The sequence below is a fragment of the Pseudomonas sp. C8002 genome (assembly GCF_013385765.1).
GTDB lineage: Bacteria > Pseudomonadota > Gammaproteobacteria > Pseudomonadales > Pseudomonadaceae > Aquipseudomonas.
The window spans coordinates 1-21,758 of record NZ_JACAPJ010000022.1; the positions used below are offsets into that span (position 1 = coordinate 1).

Annotated in this window: 24 protein-coding genes; 16 read left to right on the forward strand and 8 right to left on the reverse strand. The window is 60.1% G+C overall.

Features of this window, described 5'->3' with window-relative positions; all coding sequences use genetic code 11:
* Window positions 1-537: 537 nt before the first annotated feature.
* Window positions 538-840, reverse strand: coding sequence for a DUF2288 domain-containing protein (locus HX814_RS24115; protein ID WP_003211652.1), 303 nt, complete (start codon window positions 838-840; stop codon window positions 538-540).
* A gap of 340 nt (window positions 841-1,180) precedes the next feature.
* On the opposite strand from HX814_RS24115, the gene HX814_RS24120 reads away from it, so the two are divergent.
* From HX814_RS24120 to HX814_RS24165, 10 genes are all read left to right on the forward strand, one after another.
* Window positions 1,181-2,308: a branched-chain amino acid ABC transporter substrate-binding protein gene (locus HX814_RS24120; protein WP_003211654.1), complete on the forward strand. Its 1,128-nt coding sequence runs from the start codon at window positions 1,181-1,183 to the stop codon at window positions 2,306-2,308.
* A 45-nt stretch (window positions 2,309-2,353) separates the two neighbouring features.
* Window positions 2,354-2,536, forward strand: a complete 183-nt coding sequence (locus HX814_RS24125) for a hypothetical protein (RefSeq protein WP_177009879.1) — start codon at window positions 2,354-2,356, stop codon at window positions 2,534-2,536.
* Entirely contained in the window at window positions 2,536-3,459 is a 924-nt protein-coding gene (livH, locus tag HX814_RS24130) for a high-affinity branched-chain amino acid ABC transporter permease LivH (protein WP_017137212.1), read from the forward strand. Before HX814_RS24125 ends, livH begins: the two co-directional genes overlap by 1 nt.
* The gene (locus HX814_RS24135; protein WP_003211661.1) at window positions 3,456-4,709 is read left to right on the forward strand and encodes a high-affinity branched-chain amino acid ABC transporter permease LivM; all 1,254 of its coding nucleotides are present in this window, start codon (window positions 3,456-3,458) and stop codon (window positions 4,707-4,709) included. Before livH ends, HX814_RS24135 begins: the two co-directional genes overlap by 4 nt.
* The gene (livG, locus tag HX814_RS24140; RefSeq protein ID WP_003211663.1) at window positions 4,706-5,473 is read left to right on the forward strand and encodes a high-affinity branched-chain amino acid ABC transporter ATP-binding protein LivG; all 768 of its coding nucleotides are present in this window, start codon (window positions 4,706-4,708) and stop codon (window positions 5,471-5,473) included. The genes HX814_RS24135 and livG overlap by 4 nt, the downstream gene beginning before the upstream one ends.
* A 1-nt stretch (window position 5,474) precedes the next feature.
* Complete coding sequence (locus HX814_RS24145) at window positions 5,475-6,176, forward strand: ABC transporter ATP-binding protein (protein WP_003211664.1); 702 nt, start codon at window positions 5,475-5,477, stop codon at window positions 6,174-6,176.
* Window positions 6,177-6,436: 260 nt separating this feature from the next.
* Window positions 6,437-6,742 (forward strand): DUF2282 domain-containing protein, encoded by a 306-nt coding sequence (locus HX814_RS24150; protein WP_003211666.1) that lies wholly within the window; start codon window positions 6,437-6,439, stop codon window positions 6,740-6,742.
* A 26-nt stretch (window positions 6,743-6,768) separates the two neighbouring features.
* Window positions 6,769-7,644: a DUF692 domain-containing protein gene (locus HX814_RS24155; RefSeq protein ID WP_003211668.1), complete on the forward strand. Its 876-nt coding sequence runs from the start codon at window positions 6,769-6,771 to the stop codon at window positions 7,642-7,644.
* Window positions 7,641-8,417: a DUF2063 domain-containing protein gene (locus tag HX814_RS24160; protein ID WP_003211670.1), complete on the forward strand. Its 777-nt coding sequence runs from the start codon at window positions 7,641-7,643 to the stop codon at window positions 8,415-8,417. Before HX814_RS24155 ends, HX814_RS24160 begins: the two co-directional genes overlap by 4 nt.
* On the forward strand, window positions 8,414-8,899 hold the full coding sequence (locus tag HX814_RS24165; protein WP_003211673.1) for a DoxX family protein: 486 nt from the start codon (window positions 8,414-8,416) through the stop codon (window positions 8,897-8,899). The genes HX814_RS24160 and HX814_RS24165 overlap by 4 nt, the downstream gene beginning before the upstream one ends.
* Here HX814_RS24165 and HX814_RS24170 read toward each other — a convergent pair.
* Complete coding sequence (locus HX814_RS24170; RefSeq protein ID WP_003211675.1) at window positions 8,896-9,804, reverse strand: LysR family transcriptional regulator; 909 nt, start codon at window positions 9,802-9,804, stop codon at window positions 8,896-8,898. The genes HX814_RS24165 and HX814_RS24170 overlap by 4 nt on opposite strands.
* Window positions 9,805-9,908: 104 nt before the next feature.
* On the opposite strand from HX814_RS24170, the gene HX814_RS24175 reads away from it, so the two are divergent.
* Window positions 9,909-10,508 carry a short chain dehydrogenase gene (locus HX814_RS24175; protein ID WP_177009890.1) on the forward strand — a complete coding sequence of 200 codons (600 nt, stop codon included), beginning with the start codon at window positions 9,909-9,911 and terminating at the stop codon, window positions 10,506-10,508.
* Between the two features lie 16 nt (window positions 10,509-10,524).
* Here HX814_RS24175 and HX814_RS24180 read toward each other — a convergent pair whose 3' ends face one another.
* Window positions 10,525-10,884: a hypothetical protein gene (locus HX814_RS24180; protein WP_003211679.1), complete on the reverse strand. Its 360-nt coding sequence runs from the start codon at window positions 10,882-10,884 to the stop codon at window positions 10,525-10,527.
* Between the two features lie 172 nt (window positions 10,885-11,056).
* Between HX814_RS24180 and HX814_RS24185 the strand changes: the two genes are divergently transcribed.
* Window positions 11,057-11,728 carry a COG3650 family protein gene (locus HX814_RS24185; protein WP_003211681.1) on the forward strand — a complete coding sequence of 224 codons (672 nt, stop codon included), beginning with the start codon at window positions 11,057-11,059 and terminating at the stop codon, window positions 11,726-11,728.
* A gap of 107 nt (window positions 11,729-11,835) precedes the next feature.
* Entirely contained in the window at window positions 11,836-13,449 is a 1,614-nt protein-coding gene (locus HX814_RS24190; protein ID WP_003211683.1) for an NAD(P)/FAD-dependent oxidoreductase, read from the forward strand.
* Window positions 13,450-13,584: 135 nt separating this feature from the next.
* Here the strand turns inward: HX814_RS24190 and HX814_RS24195 are convergent, their stop codons facing one another.
* Window positions 13,585-14,682, reverse strand: a complete 1,098-nt coding sequence (locus HX814_RS24195; protein WP_173406096.1) for a PLP-dependent cysteine synthase family protein — start codon at window positions 14,680-14,682, stop codon at window positions 13,585-13,587.
* Between the two features lie 213 nt (window positions 14,683-14,895).
* On the opposite strand from HX814_RS24195, the gene nhaA reads away from it, so the two are divergent.
* The 3 genes from nhaA (at window position 14,896) to HX814_RS24210 (ending at window position 17,801) form a co-directional block, all read left to right on the forward strand.
* Complete coding sequence (nhaA, locus tag HX814_RS24200) at window positions 14,896-16,083, forward strand: Na+/H+ antiporter NhaA (protein WP_177009889.1); 1,188 nt, start codon at window positions 14,896-14,898, stop codon at window positions 16,081-16,083.
* 156 nt (window positions 16,084-16,239) lie between these two features.
* Window positions 16,240-17,469 carry an S-type pyocin domain-containing protein gene (locus tag HX814_RS24205; protein WP_003211689.1) on the forward strand — a complete coding sequence of 410 codons (1,230 nt, stop codon included), beginning with the start codon at window positions 16,240-16,242 and terminating at the stop codon, window positions 17,467-17,469.
* Window positions 17,466-17,801: a hypothetical protein gene (locus HX814_RS24210; protein ID WP_102368250.1), complete on the forward strand. Its 336-nt coding sequence runs from the start codon at window positions 17,466-17,468 to the stop codon at window positions 17,799-17,801. Before HX814_RS24205 ends, HX814_RS24210 begins: the two co-directional genes overlap by 4 nt.
* A gap of 77 nt (window positions 17,802-17,878) precedes the next feature.
* Here the strand turns inward: HX814_RS24210 and HX814_RS24215 are convergent, their stop codons facing one another.
* The 4 genes from HX814_RS24215 to HX814_RS24230 all read right to left on the reverse strand — a co-directional run bounded on the left by HX814_RS24215 (window position 17,879) and on the right by HX814_RS24230 (window position 21,745).
* Window positions 17,879-18,343, reverse strand: coding sequence for a glycine zipper 2TM domain-containing protein (locus HX814_RS24215; RefSeq protein WP_003189251.1), 465 nt, complete (start codon window positions 18,341-18,343; stop codon window positions 17,879-17,881).
* A gap of 281 nt (window positions 18,344-18,624) precedes the next feature.
* Window positions 18,625-19,272: a pyridoxamine 5'-phosphate oxidase gene (pdxH, locus tag HX814_RS24220; protein ID WP_003211693.1), complete on the reverse strand. Its 648-nt coding sequence runs from the start codon at window positions 19,270-19,272 to the stop codon at window positions 18,625-18,627.
* 27 nt (window positions 19,273-19,299) lie between these two features.
* Window positions 19,300-20,457 carry an OmpA family protein gene (locus tag HX814_RS24225; protein WP_032898895.1) on the reverse strand — a complete coding sequence of 386 codons (1,158 nt, stop codon included), beginning with the start codon at window positions 20,455-20,457 and terminating at the stop codon, window positions 19,300-19,302.
* Window positions 20,458-20,599: 142 nt separating this feature from the next.
* Window positions 20,600-21,745 (reverse strand): EstA family serine hydrolase, encoded by a 1,146-nt coding sequence (locus tag HX814_RS24230; protein ID WP_003211696.1) that lies wholly within the window; start codon window positions 21,743-21,745, stop codon window positions 20,600-20,602.
* Window positions 21,746-21,758 lie beyond the last annotated feature (13 nt).

Genomic DNA, 21,758 nt, shown 5'->3' on the forward strand with positions numbered 1-21,758 from the left:
TTTTCGCTCTGGTCTTTGCTTTTGCTTTTAACACTCAAGCCGGCCGGGAGGCCGCTGTGCTCTTGCTTTTGATTTTGATCTGCGGGCCCCGTCAACCACGATGGCCGCAAGTAGGCACGGTGGAGCGGGTAAATCGGCAAGGATGCCGATTTAGCCGCGCCGGGCCATGGATGGCCCGTCGCGGCGGCCCGCGGAACCGGGCCGGAGTGCGGGCATGCCGAGCCTAAGCGAGGCACCGAGTGGTGGGGCAAAGACCTTTTGGTTACTTTTGGCTGGGCCGGCATTCCGGGCGTTTGCCAAAAGTGACCCGCTGTAAGAGCGGAACCATAGGTGGCCGTTACCTAAATAACGGATATGTACACATACCCAGAAACAATTCCCCCCGCACTCCGCCGCTACCAAAACTGTTCCCATGACGCGCACGTAACCCTCGCCTGTGACCTTTCTCTACGGCAAGGTGCCATCACCGCAAATGCAGTTACCCGCCTACACACTTAAACTCGGAAAAATCACGCACCTTTTTCGCGCATGCATTTCCTACACTGCCCTTTCCTGGATCAGAATCCACGGCGAAACCACCACCGCCCACAAACTCGGGTCCCGCTCAACCAGGTCCAATGCCCGCGTCGCAGACACCTCGCCAAGACTCCCCGCAGCCAGCCAGGCAGCGACTTTCTCACGGTTGTCCTCAGCCATGCCCTCGGCGGCCTCGATCAAATCCAGCCCGGCGTCGACCCACAATAGGGCACCCTTGGCAAAGAACGGCTCAAGCTCCTTCCAGGAAATTTCGGCAGTTTCACCAAGCAGCTTGGCATAGAGGGTGCTAGGTTCTTGCGTCATGGGAGTTCACCTGAAGAAAAAATCGGCGCAATCATACCGTCGAGCCCCAGGCAGAAAAACCCAGTTGCAAATGAGGCACCGAACGAAAGTGTCAGGAAAGCCAAGGATTGCCCGAAACTCTGGCATCACCCCGCCGCAATTCTGTCTTTTTCTTTCATTTAAGCGACATACCCGGGTTTTGCCCCCAGCAGCCAGCTTTTCAAGCGATCAACCGGCGCTCTACACTGTACCGGTACAGTTGCCAGGCCGCTGCCGGGGGATATCCGAGATATCTGATCCGGTTCTGCAGCTCACAAGGCCGCTAGAACTATAAAAAATACAACAGTAAGAGTGGAGCACTATGAATAAGGCTACTAAGCAGATTTCCAAACTGTTTGCCGCTATGGTCCTGGCCGGGGTTGCCAGCCATTCGTTCGCAGCTGACACCATCAAGATCGGTATTGCCGGCCCTAAAACCGGCCCTGTGACCCAGTACGGCGACATGCAGTTCATGGGTGCCAAGCAGGCCATCGCCGACATCAACGCCAAGGGCGGCGTAGATGGCAAAATGCTCGAAGCCAAGGAATACGACGACGCTTGCGATCCAAAACAAGCCGTGGCCGTAGCCAACAAAGTGGTCAACGACGGCGTCAAGTTCGTGGTCGGTCACCTTTGCTCCAGCTCCACTCAGCCAGCATCCGACATCTACGAAGACGAAGGCGTGATCATGATCACCCCAGCTGCCACCAGCCCGGAAATCACGTCCCGTGGCTACAAGCTGGTCTTCCGCACCATCGGCCTGGACAGCGCCCAGGGCCCAGCCGCCGGTAACTACATCGCCGACCACGTGAAGCCGAAAGTCGTAGCCGTTATTCACGACAAACAGCAATACGGTGAAGGCATCGCCACTGCCGTTAAACAAACCCTCGAGAAGAAAGGCGTGAAAGTTGCCCTCTTCGAAGGCATCAACGCTGGCGACAAAGACTTCGGTTCGCTGATCCAGAAGCTCAAGCAAGCCAACGTCGACTTCGTCTACTACGGCGGCTACCACCCTGAGCTGGGCCTGATCCTGCGCCAAGCCAAGGAAAAAGGCGTGAACGCCAAGTTCATGGGCCCTGAAGGCGTCGGCAACGACTCCATCTCGCAAATCGCCCAGGGCGCTTCCGAAGGCCTGCTGGTTACCCTGCCGAAATCCTTCGACACCGATCCTGCCAACAAGGCAATCGTTGAAGAGTTCACCAAGAACAAGCAGGACCCAACCGGTCCGTTCGTGTTCCCGGCCTACTCGGCAGTTGAAGTGATCGCCGGCGGTATCGCTGCCGCGAAGAGCGAAGACACCGCCAAGGTGGCAGCGGCCATCCACGCCGGTACCTTCAAGACCCCGACCGGCGACCTGAGCTTCGACGCCAAGGGCGACCTGAAGGACTTCAAGTTCGTGGTCTACGAATGGCACTTCGGCAAACCAAAAACCGAAGTTTCCCCTCAGTAAGCCAGGCGTTACTGGTCAACAAGCCCACTGTGCAAGCAGTGGGCTTTGTTTTACGAGGTTTATGGGCCTGTCACCCGCGATCCGGGAGTGGGTTCACCTGAAAATCTTAAAACCGTCACCAGCGGTTCGCTGGCAAACGCTTTGTGCAACCTGATCACAGAACAGGGCACCGAGCCGGAAATTGACTCCACCAGTGAAATGCGTATCGGGTTTTTAGGAGCGCTGTAATGCCTGAGATCTATCATTTTTTCCAAACGCTGGTTAACGGCATGACCGTTGGCAGCACCTATGCCTTGATAGCCATTGGCTACACAATGGTTTACGGCATCATTGGAATGATTAACTTCGCCCATGGCGAGGTGTACATGATTGGTTCCTACGTGGCCTTCATCGCCCTTGCCGGGCTGGCCATGCTGGGTATCCATTCCCTGCCGCTGTTGATGACCGCTGCATTCCTGGCGTCCATCGTCGTAACCAGTGCCTATGGCTACAGTATCGAACGCGTTGCGTACCGCCCCTTGCGTGGCAGCAACCGCTTGATCCCGCTGATCTCTGCGATCGGCATGTCGATTTTCCTGCAGAACACCGTATTGCTGTCCCAGGATTCCAAGGACAAATCCATTCCCAACCTGATCCCGGGGAGCTTCTCCTTCGGCCCAGGTGGCGCACAAGAAGTGCTGATTTCCTACATGCAGGTCCTGGTCTTCGTCGTCACCCTGGTGGCAATGCTCGGCCTGACCCTGTTCATCTCTCGCTCCCGTCTGGGGCGCGCCTGCCGGGCCTGCGCCGAAGACATCAAGATGGCCAACCTGTTGGGCATCAACACCAACAACATCATCGCCCTGACCTTCGTCATCGGTGCCGCACTGGCGGCCATCGCCGCTGTATTGCTGAGCATGCAGTATGGCGTGATCAACCCCAACGCCGGCTTCCTGGTGGGCCTCAAGGCCTTCACCGCGGCGGTATTGGGCGGCATCGGCAGCATTCCGGGCGCGATGCTCGGCGGGCTGGTGCTGGGGGTGGCTGAAGCCTTTGGCGCCGACGTATTCGGTGACCAGTACAAGGACGTGGTGGCATTCGGTCTATTGGTTCTGGTGCTGTTGTTCCGGCCGACCGGCATTCTGGGCCGTCCGGAGGTTGAGAAAGTATGAGCAGATATCTTAAATCGGCGTTTTTCAGCGCCTTGCTGGTCTGGGCCGTGGCCTTCCCGGTACTCGGGCTCAAGCTGAGCATTGTCGGGATCAACCTCGAAGTGCATGGCACCGGTCCCGTGACGTTGACCATCATTGCCCTGTGCTCGGTGCTGATGTTCCTGCGCGTGCTGTTCACCCAACAGGTCGGTGCGCTCCTCAAGTCCAACCGTGGCCCGTTGGTATCGCCCAAGGTCAGCCAGTTCCTGACCCTGCCGCGCACCCAGCGCTACATCATCATCGGCCTGATCGTGGCCGCGTTGATCTGGCCTTTCTTCGGTTCCCGTGGTGCGGTGGATATCGCGACGCTGATCCTGATCTACGTGTTGTTGGGCCTGGGCCTGAACATTGTGGTGGGTCTGGCCGGCCTGCTCGACCTGGGCTATGTGGGCTTCTACGCGGTGGGTGCCTACACCTACGCGCTGCTCTCGCATTACCTGGGCTGGGGCTTCTGGATCTGCCTGCCACTGGCCGGCATGGCGGCTGCCACATTTGGCTTCCTGCTGGGCTTCCCGGTACTGCGCTTGCGCGGTGACTACCTGGCGATCGTGACCCTGGGCTTCGGTGAAATCATCCGTCTGTTCCTGCGTAACCTCACCGATATCACCGGCGGCCCCAACGGCATCAGCAGCATTCCCAAGCCGACGTTCTTCGGGCTGACGTTCGACCGCACCGCGGCCGAAGGCATGCAGACGTTCCACGAGTACTTCGGGATCGACTACAACCCGGTGAGCAAAGTGGTGTTCCTGTACCTGGTGGCCCTGCTGCTGGCACTGGCGGCGCTGTTCGTGATCAACCGCCTGCTGCGCATGCCGATCGGCCGTGCGTGGGAAGCGCTGCGCGAAGATGAAATCGCCTGCCGTGCACTAGGCATGAACCCGACCGTCATCAAGCTTTCGGCATTCACCCTCGGGGCCACCTTCGCCGGTTTTGCTGGCAGCTTCTTCGCCGCTCGCCAAGGTTTGGTGACGCCGGAGTCGTTCACCTTCATCGAGTCGGCAATCATCCTCGCCATCGTGGTACTGGGCGGCATGGGCTCGCAGCTGGGCGTGATCCTCGCGGCGATCGTGATGATCCTGCTGCCGGAAATGATGCGTGAATTCAGCGAATACCGCATGTTGATGTTCGGCGCCATGATGGTGCTGATGATGATCTGGCGACCTCAAGGCCTGCTGCCCATGCAACGTCCCCACATGGAGCTGCGCAAATGAGCCGCGAGATCCTGAAAGTCGAAAACTTGAGCATGCGCTTCGGCGGTTTGCTGGCGGTCAACGGCGTGGCCCTGACCGTGCAAGAGAAACAAGTCGTGGCCCTGATCGGCCCCAACGGCGCCGGCAAGACTACGGTGTTCAACTGCCTGACCGGCTTCTACAAGCCGGCTGGCGGCACCATCCTGCTGGACGGCCAGCCGATCCAGGGCCTGGCCGGCCACGAGATCGCCCGCAAGGGCGTGGTGCGGACCTTCCAGAACGTGCGGTTGTTCAAGGACATGACGGCGGTCGAGAACCTGTTGATCGCCCAGCATCGCCACCTGAACACCAACTTCTTTGCCGGCCTGTTCAAGACGCCGTCGTTCCGCAAGAGCGAGCGCGAGGCCATGGAATATGCAGCGTACTGGCTGGACAAGGTCAACCTCACCGAGTTTGCCAACCGTCCTGCCGGCACCCTGGCCTACGGTCAGCAACGGCGCCTGGAAATCGCCCGCTGCATGATGACCCGCCCGCGGATCCTCATGCTCGACGAACCGGCCGCCGGCTTGAACCCGAAGGAAACAGAAGACCTCAAGGCGCTGATCAGTGTGCTGCGTGAAGAAAACAACGCCACCGTGCTGCTGATCGAACACGACATGAAACTGGTCATGAGCATTTCCGACCATATCGTCGTGATCAACCAGGGCACGCCACTGGCCGACGGTACGCCGGAGCAGATCCGCGACAACCCGGAAGTGATCAAAGCCTATTTGGGGGAAGCGTAAAATGCTGCAATTCGAAAACGTTTCCACTTTCTACGGCAAGATCCAGGCGCTGCACAGCGTCAACGTGGAAGTGCGCCAGGGCGAAATCGTTACCCTGATCGGCGCCAACGGTGCCGGTAAATCCACGCTGCTGATGACCCTGTGCGGTTCGCCCCAGGCTCACAGCGGCAGCATCCGCTACATGGGTGAGGAGCTGGTGGGCCAGGCCTCCTCCGAGATCATGCGCAAGAGCATTGCCGTGGTTCCGGAAGGCCGCCGGGTATTTGCCCGCCTGACCGTGGAAGAGAACCTCGCCATGGGCGGGTTCTTCACCGACAAGGGCGATTACCAGGAGCAGATGGACAAGGTGCTGCACCTGTTCCCGCGGCTCAAGGAACGCTTCAGCCAGCGCGGCGGCACCATGTCCGGCGGCGAACAGCAAATGCTCGCCATCGGCCGCGCGCTGATGAGCAAGCCCAAGCTGTTGTTGCTGGACGAACCGTCTCTGGGGTTGGCGCCGATTATCATCCAGCAGATCTTCGACATCATCGAACAGCTGCGCAAGGACGGTGTGACGGTGTTCCTGGTGGAGCAGAACGCCAACCAGGCGCTGAAGATTGCCGACCGCGCCTACGTGCTGGAAAACGGCCGCGTGGTGATGCAGGGCAGCGGCGAACAACTGCTGACCGATCCGAAAGTACGTGAGGCTTATTTGGGCGGTTGATGCCCATCTGGTCAATGTATGAGCGGGCTTTTGTGGGAGCGGGCTTGCTCGCGAAGGCGGTGGATCAGCCAACTTGTTTGGTGACTGACCCACTGCCTTCGCGAGCAAGCCCGCTCCCACATTTGTTTGGTGTGAACCAAAGACTTTGGCGAAACCTGAAATTATTTTCCCCGGCTTTGTAACGAATCCCTTCCCCCTTTCTCTAGTGGTGTAAGCAGGCGAACATGCTTGCCAACTCAACCCACTGCTGGAGATACACCATGACTACCAAAACCCGCTCGCTGTCCGCCGCCACCCTCGTCCTGGCCCTGGGTTCGGCCCTGAGCCTGTCCGCCCTGACCACCACCGCCCACGCCGCCGATGACATGCAGAAATGCTTCGGTGTAGCCGAAGCCGGCAAGAACGATTGCGCCGCAGGCGCCGGCACTTCCTGCGCGGGCACCTCGAAGGTCAAGGATCAGGCCAACGCCTGGAAACTGGTCCCGGCCGGTACCTGCCTGAAAACCCCAAGCACCACCTCGCCAACCGGCTTCGGCCAGGAAGCTGCCTTCACCGCCAAGTCCTGAAACCCTGCACAGCCTGAGTACTGACGATGACGCTCTCATTCACCCACTCCATCTCCCAGGCTCAGGCGCCCGGCCTCCCCCGTCGGGCCGGGCTGGGGCTCAAGAACGAGCACTTCAGTGAAGTGCTCGAGACGTCCCCCGATATCGGTTTTTTTGAAGTCCACGCCGAAAACTACATGGTGGCCGGCGGGCCTTTCCATCACTACCTGGGCTTGATCCGCGAACAGTACCCTCTGTCGCTGCACGGTGTAGGCCTGTCCATTGGCGGCGAAGGTCCGCTGAACGACGAGCACCTGGCGCGCTTGGCCACGCTAATCGAACGCTATCAACCCCACTCCTTTTCCGAACACCTGGCCTGGTCCAGCCACGGCCCGGTGTTTCTCAATGATTTGCTGCCGCTGGCGTATGACGATGAAACCCTGAAGCGGGTGTGCGAACACATCGACCAGGTACAAACCCGCCTGCAGCGGACCATGCTGCTGGAGAACCCGTCGACCTATCTGCAATTCCAGTGCTCCACCCTGGAAGAGACCGACTTCATCAGCGAAGCGATTCGCCGCACCGGCTGCGGGCTGCTGCTGGACGTGAACAATGTGTATGTGTCGTGCATCAACCATCAGCAAGACCCGCTGAAGTACATCGAGGCCTTGCCGTTGCACGCCGTGGGCGAGATTCACCTGGCAGGGTTTGCCGAAGACACCGACAGCCTCGGCGACCGTTTGCTGATTGACGATCACGGCGCCCCCATCGACAACGCGGTATGGCAGCTCTACCAGCACGTGCTCAGCCGCACCGGGCCGGTCGCCACGCTGATCGAGCGCGACAACCAGGTGCCGGCGTTCAGCGTGCTGCACGCTGAAGCACGCGAGGCCGACCGGTTTCTGCTGGAGGTGCGTGCATGAGCCGCCAGGACGTCTTTAGCCGCGCCCTGCTGTCCCCCGAGGAAAACTGCCCGCAAGGCTTGTTCAGCCGCAACGGCGCCGATCCGGCCGGTCGTTTTGCGGTGTATCGCAACAATGTCCATAGCTCGCTGATCAACGCGCTGGCCGCCGGCTACCCGGTCACCCTGCAACTGGTGGGCGATGAGTTTTTTCGGGCGATGGCCGGTGTGTATGTCCAGGGTTTCCCGCCGACAAGCCCTCTGATCAATGAGTACGGCAGCGACCTGGCGGACTTTATCCAGGGCTTCGCGCCCGCCGCCAGCGTGCCTTACCTGGCTGATGTGGCGCGCCTGGAGCGATTGCGGGTGAGGGCCTACCACGCGGCAGACGCACAGCCACTGGATCAACAGGAGGTCATCGCCACCCTGCAACAACAGTCGGACCTGGGCGAACTGCGCCTGCAACTGCATCCATCCCTGGCCACCCTGAACTCGGCCTACGCCGTGGTGGCTTTATGGGCGGCGCATCAGACCGGCGAATCCCTCGCCACCCTCGACCCCTTCCATGCCCAAAGCGCGCTGGTACTACGCAATGGCCTGCACGTGCAGGTATTTCACATCGACAGCGGCTCAGCGACGTTTATCAACAGCCTGAACAACGGTTGGCCATTGGAAATGGCCGTGGCCTACGCCCTCGATGCGGCCGCCGAATTTGACCTGCACCAATGCCTGGCCCTGCTGATCGGTCACGGCGCCATCACCCACTTGCACACAGAACCCAAGGTATCGCCATGAACACCACCGCTCCGGGGCTGATCCAACGGATCATCCAGTGCTTCGAGAAAATCCCCTACAGCCTGATCGCCTTTGTCGCACGCTTCTCTATCGCAGCGGTGTTCTGGAAATCCGGCCAGACCAAAGTGGAAGGCCTTGCCGTGGACCTGATCGGCGGGACCTTCCAACTGGGCTGGCCGCACTTGGCGCCGTCCACCCTGCCGCTGTTTCGCAGCGAATACCACGTGCCGCTGCTGTCTGCGGAAGTGGCGGCGCACATGGCTGCGTTCGCCGAGCATTTCTTCCCGGTGCTGATCCTCGTGGGGTTTGCCACGCGATTCTCGGCGCTGGCGCTGCTGGGCATGACACTGACCATCCAGCTTTTCGTCTACCCGGACGCCTACCCGACCCACGGCACCTGGATCGCATTGCTGCTGCTGTTGATGGCCAAGGGGCCGGGCAGCTTCTCGATTGATCATCTGATCGCCCGGCGCTACCGCTAAAGGCGATCGAGGGCTTCGCCGCTGCGCTTGAACCAGCCCACCAGATAATCTGCGAGTACCTGGGTGCGGCGCGGCAGGCCGCCCTGATACGGATGGACCAGGTACATCGGCATGCTGCGGGTCTGATAATCCCGCAGGAGCCAGCGCAGGCGACCGTCAGCCAATTCCGCGTGCAGCACGTAGGACGGCAAGCGCGCGATGCCCGCCCCCACCAGTGCAGCCTTCTTCAACAAGTTGTAATGGTTGGAGGCAAAGGTCCCGGATACGCGAACCCGCAGCAGCTCATGCTGCTGGTGATACAGCCACTCTTCACGACCACTGTAGTGGCTGTTCAGCAAGCAGTTGTGGCCCACCAGTTCCGCCGGCGTCAGCGGCTCGCCGTGCTGTTCCAGGTAAGCCGGGCTGGCGCAGGTCATCTCGTGCCAGGCGAGCAACGGCTTGGCGACCAGACGCTCGTCGTTGGCGACCTCCGAACGTACCGCCAGGTCGAAGCCATCCCGCGCCAGGTCCCGGTACTGGTTGTTGAGTTCCAACTCGATCTGCACCTGTGGGTACTCCCGGGAAAACTCCAGCAACAGACCGTCGAAGAAGGTTTCGCCCAGGGACACCGGAACCGTCATACGCACCGGGCCGACGAGATCATCCTTGAGCCTGGCCAACGCCTGACGTGCCCGCTCCACCTGGACCACCAACGCCTGGGCTTGCGGCAACAGCGCCGCACCCGCCGCCGTCAGGCTCAGGCGGCGGGTGGTGCGATGCAACAACACCACCGAAAACTGCGCTTCCAACTGGCTGATGCGCTTGGACAGTTGCCCTTTGCTGCAGCCCAGTTGCTGGGCCGCCAAGGTAAAGCTGCCGGCTTCGATCAACACGGCAAACGCGGCGAGGTCATCCATTTCGCTCATGGATTGTTTCCAATTGAAAACCAAAGGTTGCCTATTAGTGCACTTATCCGCGCAAAAAATCACTCTAGACTGAAACCTCACCTACACATCTGGAGGAAGGCACGATGAAAATCCTGTTGATTGGCGCAAGCGGTACCGTGGGTTCGGCGGTGAAGGCAGAACTGTCCCAACGGCATGAAGTGATCAGCATCGGTCGCAAAAGTGGCGACTTCCAGGTCGATATCAGCGACAGCGCCTCGATCCGCAAACTGTTCGAACAGACCGGCAAATTCGACGCACTGATCTGCGCCGCCGGCAGCGTCAACTTCGTGCCCCTGGGCGACATGAGCGAAACCGATTTTGACCTGGGCCTGCAAGACAAGCTGATGGGCCAGATCAACCTGCTGCTGATTGGCCGCGAGTTCGCCAATGACGGCGCGTCGTTCACCTTCACCAGCGGCATTCTCAACCGCGATCCGATTCGCACCGGTGCTTCGGCTGCCCTGGTCAACGGCGCGCTGGATGCATTCGTGAAAGCCGCTGCGATCGAACTGCCCCGCGGCCTGCGCATCAACTCGGTCAGCCCTACCGTCCTGCTGGAAGCCATGGGCAGCTACGCGCCGTACTTCCGTGGGTACAAACCGGCTCCGGGTGCAGACGTGGCGCTGGCCTACGCGAAAAGCGTGGAAGGCTTGCAGACCGGGCAGACGTTTATCGTTGGTTGACCAGCCTGAAAAGCCGTCACCGTTGAACCCAGGGCATCCATTTACGGAGCATGTCCTGGGGGACGGAAAACTGTATTTCTCGTGTGTTCAGCACACCCATGACAGTGGCGCCATCACTCACGTTGTAGCCGTCTACGTATGTCGAAACCTGCTTGTTGTAAGCCAGTAAAGTAATTGCAGCCGTGCGGGCCCTGGCCTCCGGGCTCAGCGTGACATTGACCGAAATAAAGTCCGGGCTACTGTCAGGCGTCCTCTTCACGGTGATCGAGATCTCGGTAAAGTCAGTGGCAGAGGAGTACTCCAGCCGCGCCGGTTCACTGCCCAGTGCAGAACCCGTCACCAGTAACAGCCCCCACAGATTCCATCGAATAGTCATCGCGGCTTTCCGAATAAAAGAGAAAGACGTTCCCATGACCGTTCACATCCCTCTATAGGAAAAGTCCCAGCAGGGATGATCGCCCCCGGCACACCTTATTCAACCTGTGTCCCGGGCTTGTGATGCACCGCCAGCCTGCGTAACGTGGCGGCACTTATCAGGAGACCCGATGATGCGTGCCGCCCGTACCCTAGCCTTGTTTGCCCTGCTGCCCCTGTTCGCCGCCTGCCAGATGTTCGATAACGAGCCGGCCAAGCCCTCTCTCGCCGGGATGACCCGCATGCAGGGCGAGTTGACGGCCCAGGGTGACAAACTGCTGTTCCAGCCCTGCAACGACAAACGCAACTACGTGGTCAACGACACCGGTGGCACCAGCATCCTGCAGGAGGCCGCCTCCCTGGCCGGCCAGCAAGGCGCACTGTTTGCCGACCTGCGTGGCAAGTTCTCCGGCGTCGCCAGCGGCACCCAGGGCACGGTGGACCTGCAACAGGTGTACCGCGTCGAGCGCTCGACCTCGGCCTGTGATGACCCGGACTTCAAGCGCATGATCCTGCGGGCCAACGGCCACAAACCGGCCTGGGCGATGAACGTCACCGCCAAGGGCATGGTGCTGGAGCGTGAAGGCCAGCCACCATTGGCCGTGCCGTATGTGGAAGAGCAATCGGGCGACGGACGGTTCAACCTGATGACCGAAGCGAATAACCAGCACATCGAACTCTGGGTGGCCCCGCAACGCTGTGTCGACAGTGCCAGCGGCAGCCTGCAGCACATGTCCGCTGAGCTTCGGGTCAACGGCCAGGTGCAACGCGGTTGCGCGTCGTTCGGCGGTTCGCGAGACGACTGATTGCGCCCTGCGCTGTTTTAGCATGACGGGAAACCGCTGTTGGGGCTTATAATCGCCGGTTTGCAAAACAGCCGGCCTCTTTGCCCGCCGCCTACCGGATTCCTGTCATGTTACGAATCACCGAACTCAAGCTGCCCATCGACCATCCCGAAGAAGACCTGCGGCCTGCCATTGTGCAACGCCTGGGCATCGCCAGTGATGACCTGCTCGATTTCACCCTGTTCAAACGCAGCTACGACGCCCGCAAGAAATCGTCGGAGCTGTGCTTCATCTACACCATCGACCTGGAAGTCAAAGGCGAGGCGGCCCTGCTGCTCAAGTTCGCCGACGACCGCAACGTCAACCCGGCGCCGGACATCAGCTACAAGGTCGTGGGCCATGCGCCGGAAGGCCTGACCGAGCGGCCGATCGTCGTCGGTTTTGGCCCGTGCGGGATCTTCGCCGGGCTGTTGCTGGCACAGATGGGTTTCAAGCCGATCATCCTCGAGCGCGGCCGCGAAGTGCGCCAGCGCACCAAGGACACCTGGGGCCTTTGGCGCAAGAATGTGCTGAACCCGGAATCCAACGTGCAGTTCGGTGAAGGCGGCGCCGGGACCTTCTCCGACGGCAAGCTCTACAGCCAGATCAAGGACCCGAAATTCCACGGTCGCAAGGTGCTGCACGAGTTCGTCAAGGCCGGTGCGCCAGATGAAATCCTCTACGTCAGCAAGCCGCACATCGGTACGTTTCGCCTGACCGGCGTCGTGGAAAACATGCGCCAGCAGATCATCGCCCTGGGCGGTGAAGTGCGCTTCGAGCAGCGGGTCACCGACGTGCTGATCGAAGACGGCCAGTTGAATGGCGTGGTGGTGGATGGCGGCGAGCAGATCCTGTCCAAACACGTAATCCTGGCCCTCGGCCACAGCGCCCGCGATACCTTCCGCATGCTGCATGGCCGTGGCGTGTACATGGAAGCCAAGCCGTTCTCGGTGGGTTTCCGTATCGAACACCCGCAGTCGCTGATCGACGCTGCACGCCTGGGCAAGTACGCCGGCCACCCGAAACTTGGGGCCGCCGATTACAAACTGGTGCACCACGCCAAGAACGGCCGTTCGGTGTACAGCTTCTGCATGTGCCCGGGCGGTACCGTGGTCGCGGCGACATCAGAGCCGAACCGCGTAGTAACCAACGGCATGAGCCAGTACTCCCGTAACGAACGCAACGCCAACTCCGGGATCGTGGTGGGCATCACCCCGGAAGTGGATTACCCGGGCGGCCCGCTGGCCGGGATCGAGTTGCAGGAACGCCTGGAATCCCACGCGTTCATCCTCGGCGGCAGCAACTACGAAGCACCGGCGCAGCTGGTGGGTGATTTCATCGCCGGCAAGCCGTCCACCGCCATCGGTACCGTGGAGCCATCCTACAAGCCCGGCGTAGCCCTGGGTGACCTGGCGCTGGCGTTGCCGGAGTTTGCCATCGAAGCCATCCGCGAAGCGTTGCCGGCGTTCGAGAAGCAGATCAAGGGCTACTCGCTGCACGACGCGGTCCTGACCGGGATCGAGACCCGCACTTCATCGCCGCTGCGGATTACCCGTAATGAGTCGATGCAAAGCTTGAACGTGAAAGGCCTGTTCCCGGCGGGCGAAGGTGCCGGTTATGCCGGTGGGATTTTGTCGGCGGGTGTCGACGGGATTCGGATTGCCGAGGCGCTGGCGCGGGATATGTTGGGTATCGAGGCTTAACCACTGCGCTGAAAACGCAGCAGATCAAATGTGGGAGCGGGCTTGCTCGCGAATGCGGTGGATCAGCCGAATGATGTATTGGCTGACACACCGCATTCGCGAGCAAGCCCGCTCCCACATTGGTAATGCGGTGTTTCAAATATTGGCGCGCAGGATGCTTTCCGGCAACGGTTGCCCCCGCTCGACACTCGCCGCAACGGCCGCAATCAAACCCTCCAACTCATACCCCTGCCCTGCCAGCCAGGCCTGATCGTAATAGGTCGTGGCATAGCGCTCACCGCCGTCGCACAAGATCGCCACGATCGAGCCCGACTCCCCTGCCGCCTTCATCTGCTGCGCCGCGATCAACGCACCGATCAGGTTGGTGCCACTTGAGCCGCCTACTCGCCGCCCCAAGCGCTGCGCCAGGTAATGCATGGCCGCCAGGGACAGCGCATCCGGCACCTTGACCATCGCATCAATCACTTTCGGCAGGAACGACGCCTCAACCCGTGGCCGGCCAATGCCTTCGATGCGCGAGCCACAGTCCAGGCGCAGGCTGGCGTCGCCGCTCAGGTAGTAGTCGAAAAACACCGAACGCTCCGCGTCCGCGCACAACACTCGGGTGCAGTGCTGGCGATAACGCACATAACGCCCCAACGTCGCCGTGGTGCCACCCGTGCCGGGGCTGGAAATCAGCCAACTCGGCTCCGGATAACGCTCAAAGCGCAGTTGCTGGAAGATCGATTCAGCGATGTTGTTGTTCGCGCGCCAGTCAGTGGCACGTTCGGCATAGGTGAACTGGTCCATGAAATGGCCACCGCTTTCCTGCGCCAGGCGCTCGGATTCGGCGTAGATCTGCGTCGGATCCTGCACCAGATGGCTCTTGCCCCCGTAGAACGCGATCTGCGCAATCTTTTCCTGGGAAGTGGTGGCCGGCATCACCGCAATAAACGGCAAGCCCAGCAGCCTGGCGAAGTACGCCTCGGAAATCGCCGTGGAACCGCTGGAGGCTTCGATCACCGGTGCACCGGGCTTGAGCCAGCCGTTGCACAACGCATAGAGGAACAACGAACGCGCCAACCGATGTTTCAGGCTGCCGGTGGGATGGCTGGACTCATCCTTGAAATACAACTCGATACCTGGCAAACCCTGCATTGGCAAGGGGATCAGGTGGGTGTCGGCGCTGCGCTGGAAGTCCGCTTCAATAATGCGAATGGCTTCGCGGGCCCATTGGCGGTTGTCGCTCATGATCGGTTTCTCTAAGGATTTCAGACCTGATCTTAGGATGTTTCCTACACTCCACACAGATACAGTCATGACTCAATTGGACACACAATTTTCGGGGTCTGGCGCGCAACTGATCAGACCGATTCCTTATAACAAATAAGAATATAACTTTTGTTTTAACAACTAACGGTACGGGTTAGGGTACCCACCTATTGAACTTTGATTGGAGAGCATCCCTTGCCTCTGCGTAGCACTTTCACCCGTTTCTTCCAGCTGGAAGCCGCCAGCGGTCTGCTCCTGATCGCTGCTGCCGCTTTGGCGCTGATCATCAACAACTCACCGCTGTCGCACCTCTACGCGAGTTTTCTCGACGTGCCGGTGGTCACACAAATCGGCGCCCTGAAAATCGCCAAGCCGGCGCTGCTGTGGATCAACGACGGCCTGATGGCCCTGTTCTTCCTGCTGATCGGCCTTGAGGTCAAACGCGAGTTGCTCGACGGCCAACTGTCCAAGCCTTCGCAAGTGGTACTGCCGGGAGCGGCAGCCATCGGCGGCATGGTCGTGCCGGCGCTGATCTATTGGGCGCTGAACAAGGACAACCCGGCCGCCCTGGGTGGCTGGGCAATCCCCATGGCCACCGACATTGCCTTCGCCCTGGGCGTATTGGCCCTGCTGGGCAAGCGCGTGCCGGTTTCGCTGAAGTTGTTCCTGATGACCCTGGCCATCATCGACGACCTTGGCGCGATCATCGTCATTGCACTCTTCTACTCCGCCGACCTGTCCGGGGCGTCATTGGCCGGCGCAGCGGCGTGCCTGATCGCCTTGATTGCGATGAACCGGCTGGGTGTGGTCAAGCTGGGGCCCTACATGATTGTCGGGCTGATCCTGTGGGTCTGCGTGCTCAAGAGTGGCGTGCACGCCACCCTGGCGGGCGTGACATTGGCCTTCTGCATCCCGCTGCGCACCAAAAACGCCGAGCCATCGCCGCTGCTGACCCTGGAACACGCCCTGCATCCTTGGGTGGCTTACGCGATCCTGCCGCTGTTTGCCTTTGCGAATGCCGGCGTCTCGCTGGCTGGCGTCAACCTGGAAAGCTTCACCCACCACGTGCCAATGGGCATCGCCGCCGGCCTGCTGCTGGGCAAGACCGTTGGCGTACTGGGTTTCACCTGGGTCATGGTAAAAACCGGCCTTGCCGCACTGCCCGCCGGCGCCAACTGGGGCCAGGTGCTCGGCGTGGCGGTCCTGTGCGGCATCGGCTTCACCATGAGCCTGTTTGTCGGCTCCCTGGCGTTTGTGCCGGGCAGCAGTGAATACGCGGGTATGGACCGGATGGGCATCCTGACCGGGTCGATACTGGCGGCGCTGATCGGGTATGCAGTGACGGCGATGGCCAGTCGCAAGCAGGCGCTCGTTCAGGCGTAACCGCTTTTGGAGCCGGCTTGCCGGCTCCAACCTCCTCTAGGCCCATTCGGCGCCATCTCACAGAACCGTCCTACATCCACCCTCCGCTGCTTGCCATAACGTCATGCTCCCGGCTCCAACGCTGGATGTCGTTAGGCAACACGCCAGGAGGGCACGATGGCAAACAACAAGGATATACCCCAAGTCTGGCGATGCTACGGGACCGGCACGGGGGGTTACCGACGGCTCGAGAACATGAACGAGCGCGAGTTGGCTGAGCGTGAGGCCAGGCAGCAAGCATATGAAGCCATGCTTGCCCGCCAGGAAGCGTACGAGGCCAGGCGTAAAGTGGAGCCGCCGCCAACGCCATTGCCCATGGTCGGCTGCGTATTCGCAAAGTCCTGCAATCTGCCGGACGCCCTCATCGACTACAACAATCCGTCCGGTTACTTACCGCTTGATCGCATAGGGGACTATGGCGAACACGTGCTGCTTGGTGGCCGTGAAACCGACAGTGAGGGGCTACTGCCACTCAAGAAGATCAGCGGCAGCGCCCTCCCGGCCGGGCTCGGAACATTGGCACTGGGCGGTTCCGCGATCGGCGGGGCATCAAGCGTCGCAGCCGGTGCTGGAACAGTCGCCGCAGGCCTGATGCTTGGGATTGCAGCACTTATCTGGCCCTCCAGCTTGGGCGACAGCGCGCTCTACAGCGACCGTCAACTGCGCTCAATGCCACGAGCGCGTACACGGGTTCGCCTGCACGTCGAGCAATTAGCTAACGGCACCCTCAAGGGATACGCCTTCTACACAGGGAAAAATCGCGACTGGGAAATGATCGATGTCGTGAAGTTTGGGCTGCGAGGCACACATCAGGTCGCGGACTTGGGCGACGGGATTGAGCTGATCTGGACGCCTGCCATCGATCCCGCTGGCACCCTCGGTATTCCTGCGCTGGAAGCTGCGCCGCAGGCACCGCAAATCTGGGTGTACCCACCGACCGAGAAGGCCGCTAGCATCATCGTTGACCCGATTTACCCGCCGGAATACAGGGATTTCATTCTGGTGTTTCCGGTGGATTCGGGCATTCGGCCTCTGTATATCGTTGTAAGCCTGAAGTATGAGGACGCCCCCTATCACGGAAAAAAAGATAGCTCTGTCAAAAGCAAAAAGCCGACTAACGGCTTAGATGCTCTTAACAACTCAGTGGAGCTGAATCCGCCAAATTCACGTAGACGAATAGGTATTGACCCACACACAAACGAGTTTGTGGTGATTGATCGCACCTCAGAAGGTCTTTACCACGGTCATGTGAGGCGGTGGAGTGAGTTAAGACAAGAGATGAAAAACGCTTTAATAAAAGCGAATAAAACAGATCGAAAAGGAAAAATTCTAGGAGCTGAAAAATGAGTATGCGTTATCACGACCCGTCTTTGAGCCACGATGAAGCTATAAGCCTTCTAGCCACCAACGACCTAAACAAGATCACAGAAGCCCTGATATCCATTGGCCTCAACGAGACAGACGCTACGTGGGCACAAGAAACCTGCCTCCGGTATGTGAGCAATGATGACGAGAACATCGCGTCAGCTGCCATCATTGCGATAGGCCACATCGCGCGACGCTTCGGTGAGCTTGACATGGCGAAAATTTCGCCAGCACTGCAACAAGCAAAAACAAAATCACCGTTTCTGAGTGGTGCCGTACAAGACACCCTTGACGATATTCATATGTTCACCTGATCCCGCAAAACATACGTCCAACAAAAAACCCCAACCGGCCACCCGGTTGGGGTTTTTCTTTTCCTGCAACCTTACCCTTAGCGAGTAACGCGGCTGGTTCCGTCCACCGTCATGATGCGAACGCGGTCGCCGATGCGGAAGATTTCGTTCTCTTGAACCGCCTGGACGTAGGCGCGCATGCTGCCATCATCTTCGCGGACGGTGATTTCAACACCCTGGGTGCGGGTCAGGCCTTCCTCGGTGGCCGAGCCCAGCAGGCCGCCGGCGACTGCGCCGATAACGGCGGTCACGATGCTGCCACGGCCGCCGCCGATGGCGCTGCCGCCAACGCCGCCGATGACTGCGCCCGCAGCGCCGCCGATTGGGGTCTTGGTGCCTTCGATTTTCACCGGACGCAGGGATTCGATGGTGCCCATGCGAACAGTCTGTACACGACGAGCTTCGTCACGGGAGTACGAGTCGCCGGTCAGACTCGAGGCGCAGCCACCCAGCAGCAGCGACAGGGTGGTAAAGCAGGCAACTAGTAAAACGGACTTACGCATAGCATCAACTCCAAAGGACAGGTATCCATTAAACCGCTGTGGCTTGCCGCCTGTCACGGCATGCCGGGCAGAAAATTGTTTTCATTCAGCCTTAGTACAGAGAACCTGTACCGAAAAACTCGACGAACGGTAGCAATCCCACCTCCCTCAGGATCTTGATGGACGCTGTCATCATTGTAGCTAACGGCCGCATAACGCAGCGCAGCGCTACCCATCCAAGGCCTCTGACTAGAGACTTCGGCGTGCAGCGCTACATTCAGGCGAGGTGACGAAAGGTGGGCTCAGGGCGCCAGGCGCTCACGGGTCCAGTCGGCCCCCTGCAAGCGGAAGTTCAAGCGGTCGTGCAAACGACTCGCGCGGCCTTGCCAGAACTCGATGCGCTCCGGCAGCAGGCGGTAACCACCCCAGTGTTCGGGGCAATCAGGCTGGGTATCGCTGAAGCGTTGTTCGGTGGCCTTGAGCAGCGCCTGCAACTCTTCGCGGTCCCTGATTACCCGGCTTTGCGGTGAAGCCCAGGCACCCAGGCGGCTACCCAGGGGACGGACCTGGAAGTAAGCATCCGACTCCTCGGGCGAGACCTTGACCACCCGACCTTCGATGCGCACCTGGCGCTCCAGGGTCGGCCAGAAGAAGGTCATGGCGGCAAACGGTCGCGCCGCGAGTTGTTCGCCCTTGGCGCTCTGATAATTGGTGAAGAAGGTAAACCCCTGTGTATCCAGGCCCTTGAGCAGCAGAATCCGGCAGTGCGGGCGACCGTCCTGGTCCACCGTAGCCAGGGTCATGGCATTGGCCTCCACCGGTGGCTGTTCGGTTTTCACCGCGTCGGCGAACCACTGGTGGAACAAGGCAAACGGTTCATCCGGGGCCTGGGCCTCGCTCAAACCGTCCCGTGTGTAGTCACGGCGCATATCGGCCAGTGCCTGGGTCATGCGGCTTTATCCTTCTTGCTCAAATAATCAGTTCTTCGCCTGGTCGTTGGTAGCAGCTGGAGCGGCGGCCTTGGCAGGTGCTGGCTTTTTAGCAGCAGGCTTGGCCGGGGCCTTTTTGGCAGCCGGCTTGGCGGCAGCTTTCTTGGCGACGGTTTTTTTCGCCGGAGCGGCAGCTTTTTTGACCGGAGCAGCGGCTGGAGCAGGAACGTCCTGCACAGCGACCATTTCAGCCTTCGGCGGATTGGCCGAGTTGTACTTGCTCAACAAGGCCAGCATGGTGGTGCGCTGGGTGAACATGATTTCCATGCGACGGTTCAGGGCGCGGCCCTGGTTGCTGTCGTTGGCGGCACGCGGCATCAGGTCGCCCATGCCACGCAGCATCAGGCGGTCCTGCTTCAGGCCGCTGAGGCTGAAGATCGAAGCGATGGACTGTGCACGTTCCTTGGTCAGGGCCTGGCTCACCGGCTCGGCACCCGAGGTATCTACATGGCCCAGGACCAGTACGGCGGTCTTCGGATCGCCTTCAACGGCCTTGGCAACACGGGTGAACGGACCCAGGGTCACCGGCAGCAACATCGCCGGGCGTTTCGGGTTGTAGGAGCCATCAACCGGGGCAATCACCACCAATACGTTGTCACGGCGTTCCAGTTGCAGGTTGCTGTCCTTGATCGCGAGACGCAGGCGTGGCTCGTAGTCGTCCAGCCAGGCCTGGGTGATTTTTGGATCAGGCATCGGGATGTTGGCGACGTCGACCTTGGCCAATGGCTTTGGCTTGCTTTCGAACGGCCACCACCATTTGGTATCGGTATCCGTCTTGGCAACGGCAGGTGCAGCGGCCGGTGCATCAGCCGGGGCGCCGGAGGCAGGCGTTGCCGCCTTGAGGTCGGCCTTCAGGTCTGCCTTGGCGTCGTCGGCTTTCGACGAGAACGGCCACCAGCTGGAGCCGGTATCCGCCTTCGCAACCGGTGCAGGTGCAGCAGCCGGTGCTACCGGCGCTGGCGCCTTGGCCGCGACCGCCGGCTTGGCATCCGGTTTGGAGTCGGCCTGGCTCACTGCGTCCTTGGTAGCAGCCTTATCGGAGCCAAATGACCACCAATGCCCGCCCTCGGCATCATTTTGTGGGGTTTGTGCACAGCCAGTAATAGTGAGGCATAGCGCCAGTGCCAAGGACTTGTTCGATAACATGAGATATCCACAAAATGAGAAAAAACCAGGGGCCTGAATGACCCGTTAAACAGACGCTTTTGGAACATTAAAGTTACAACATTTTGCCTAGCGTCTTTTTGTATGTGCCTTTGTAACAAAAAAACGCAAGACAGCAAGCTATTTACAGACAACCGGCCAATATTCTTACCAACTTTTGCGCCCGCGGGTCCATAAGTACATAGGGGCCCAATGTATTGGTCACGAAACCAAAGGCTACATCATGTTCCGGATCGGCAAACCCCACCGAACCACCGGCCCCGGGATGCCCAAAGGCCCGTGGGCCAAGGCCGAACGTGGCGTTTGGCACGTGCGGTTGATCCAACATGCAACCCAGCCCGAACCGGGTTTGTGTCAATAAGGTTTTATCCGGGCCGATACTGTGTTCGCGGGTCAACTCTTCGAGCATATCGGCTTCCAGCAAACTACCGTCGAGCAGCCCACTATAAAAACCCGCCAGACTTCGCGCATTACCGTGACCATTTGCCGCTGGCTGCTGCATACGCCGCCATTCGGGTTTATTAGTGCTGGTCAGAATAGACGGTGGATTGGTAAATGCACGGGTAGTCATCGCCGTCGGCTCGCGCATCGTTACTTGAAGTAAACGTTGTGCCGCCTCATCGCCAACATTGCCCTTGCCTCGGGCTATATGGGCAACTCGATAAAACTCTTCATCTGCCAACCCCACATGAAAATCCAGGCCCAGTGGCCGTGCAACCCGGGCCACGATGGACTCGCCCGGCCCACGACCGTCGGCGCGGCGCAGCAACTCGCCCACCAGCCAACCATAGGTAATCGCCGCATAACCGTGCCCTTCCCCGAGCTTCCACCATGGCGCTTCGGCGGCGAGGGCGTCGACCATCATCTGCCAGTCGTACAGGGCTTCGGCGGGCAGCGTTTCACGCAGGGCCGGCAACCCGGCCTGGTGACAGAGCAGATGGCGCAGGGTGATGGCTTCCTTGCCCGCGGCAGCAAACTCCGGCCAGTACTTGGCGACCGGCGCATCCAGCTGCAACTTGCCTTCGGCCACCAGTTGCAGCGCCGTGACGGCCGTAAAGGTCTTGGTGCAGGAGAACAGATTGGCAATGGTGTCGCTGTGCCAGGCCTCGGCACCGTCCTTGTCGGCGGTACCGGCCCACAAGTCGACGACGGTTTCGCCGCCAATCTGGATGCACAGCGCGGCACCACGTTCCTGAGGGTCGTCGAACAGCGCGGCGAAGGCTTCACGCACCGCTTCGAATTGAAGCTCGTAATGACCCTGAATCTGCACCTAAGCCCCCTTG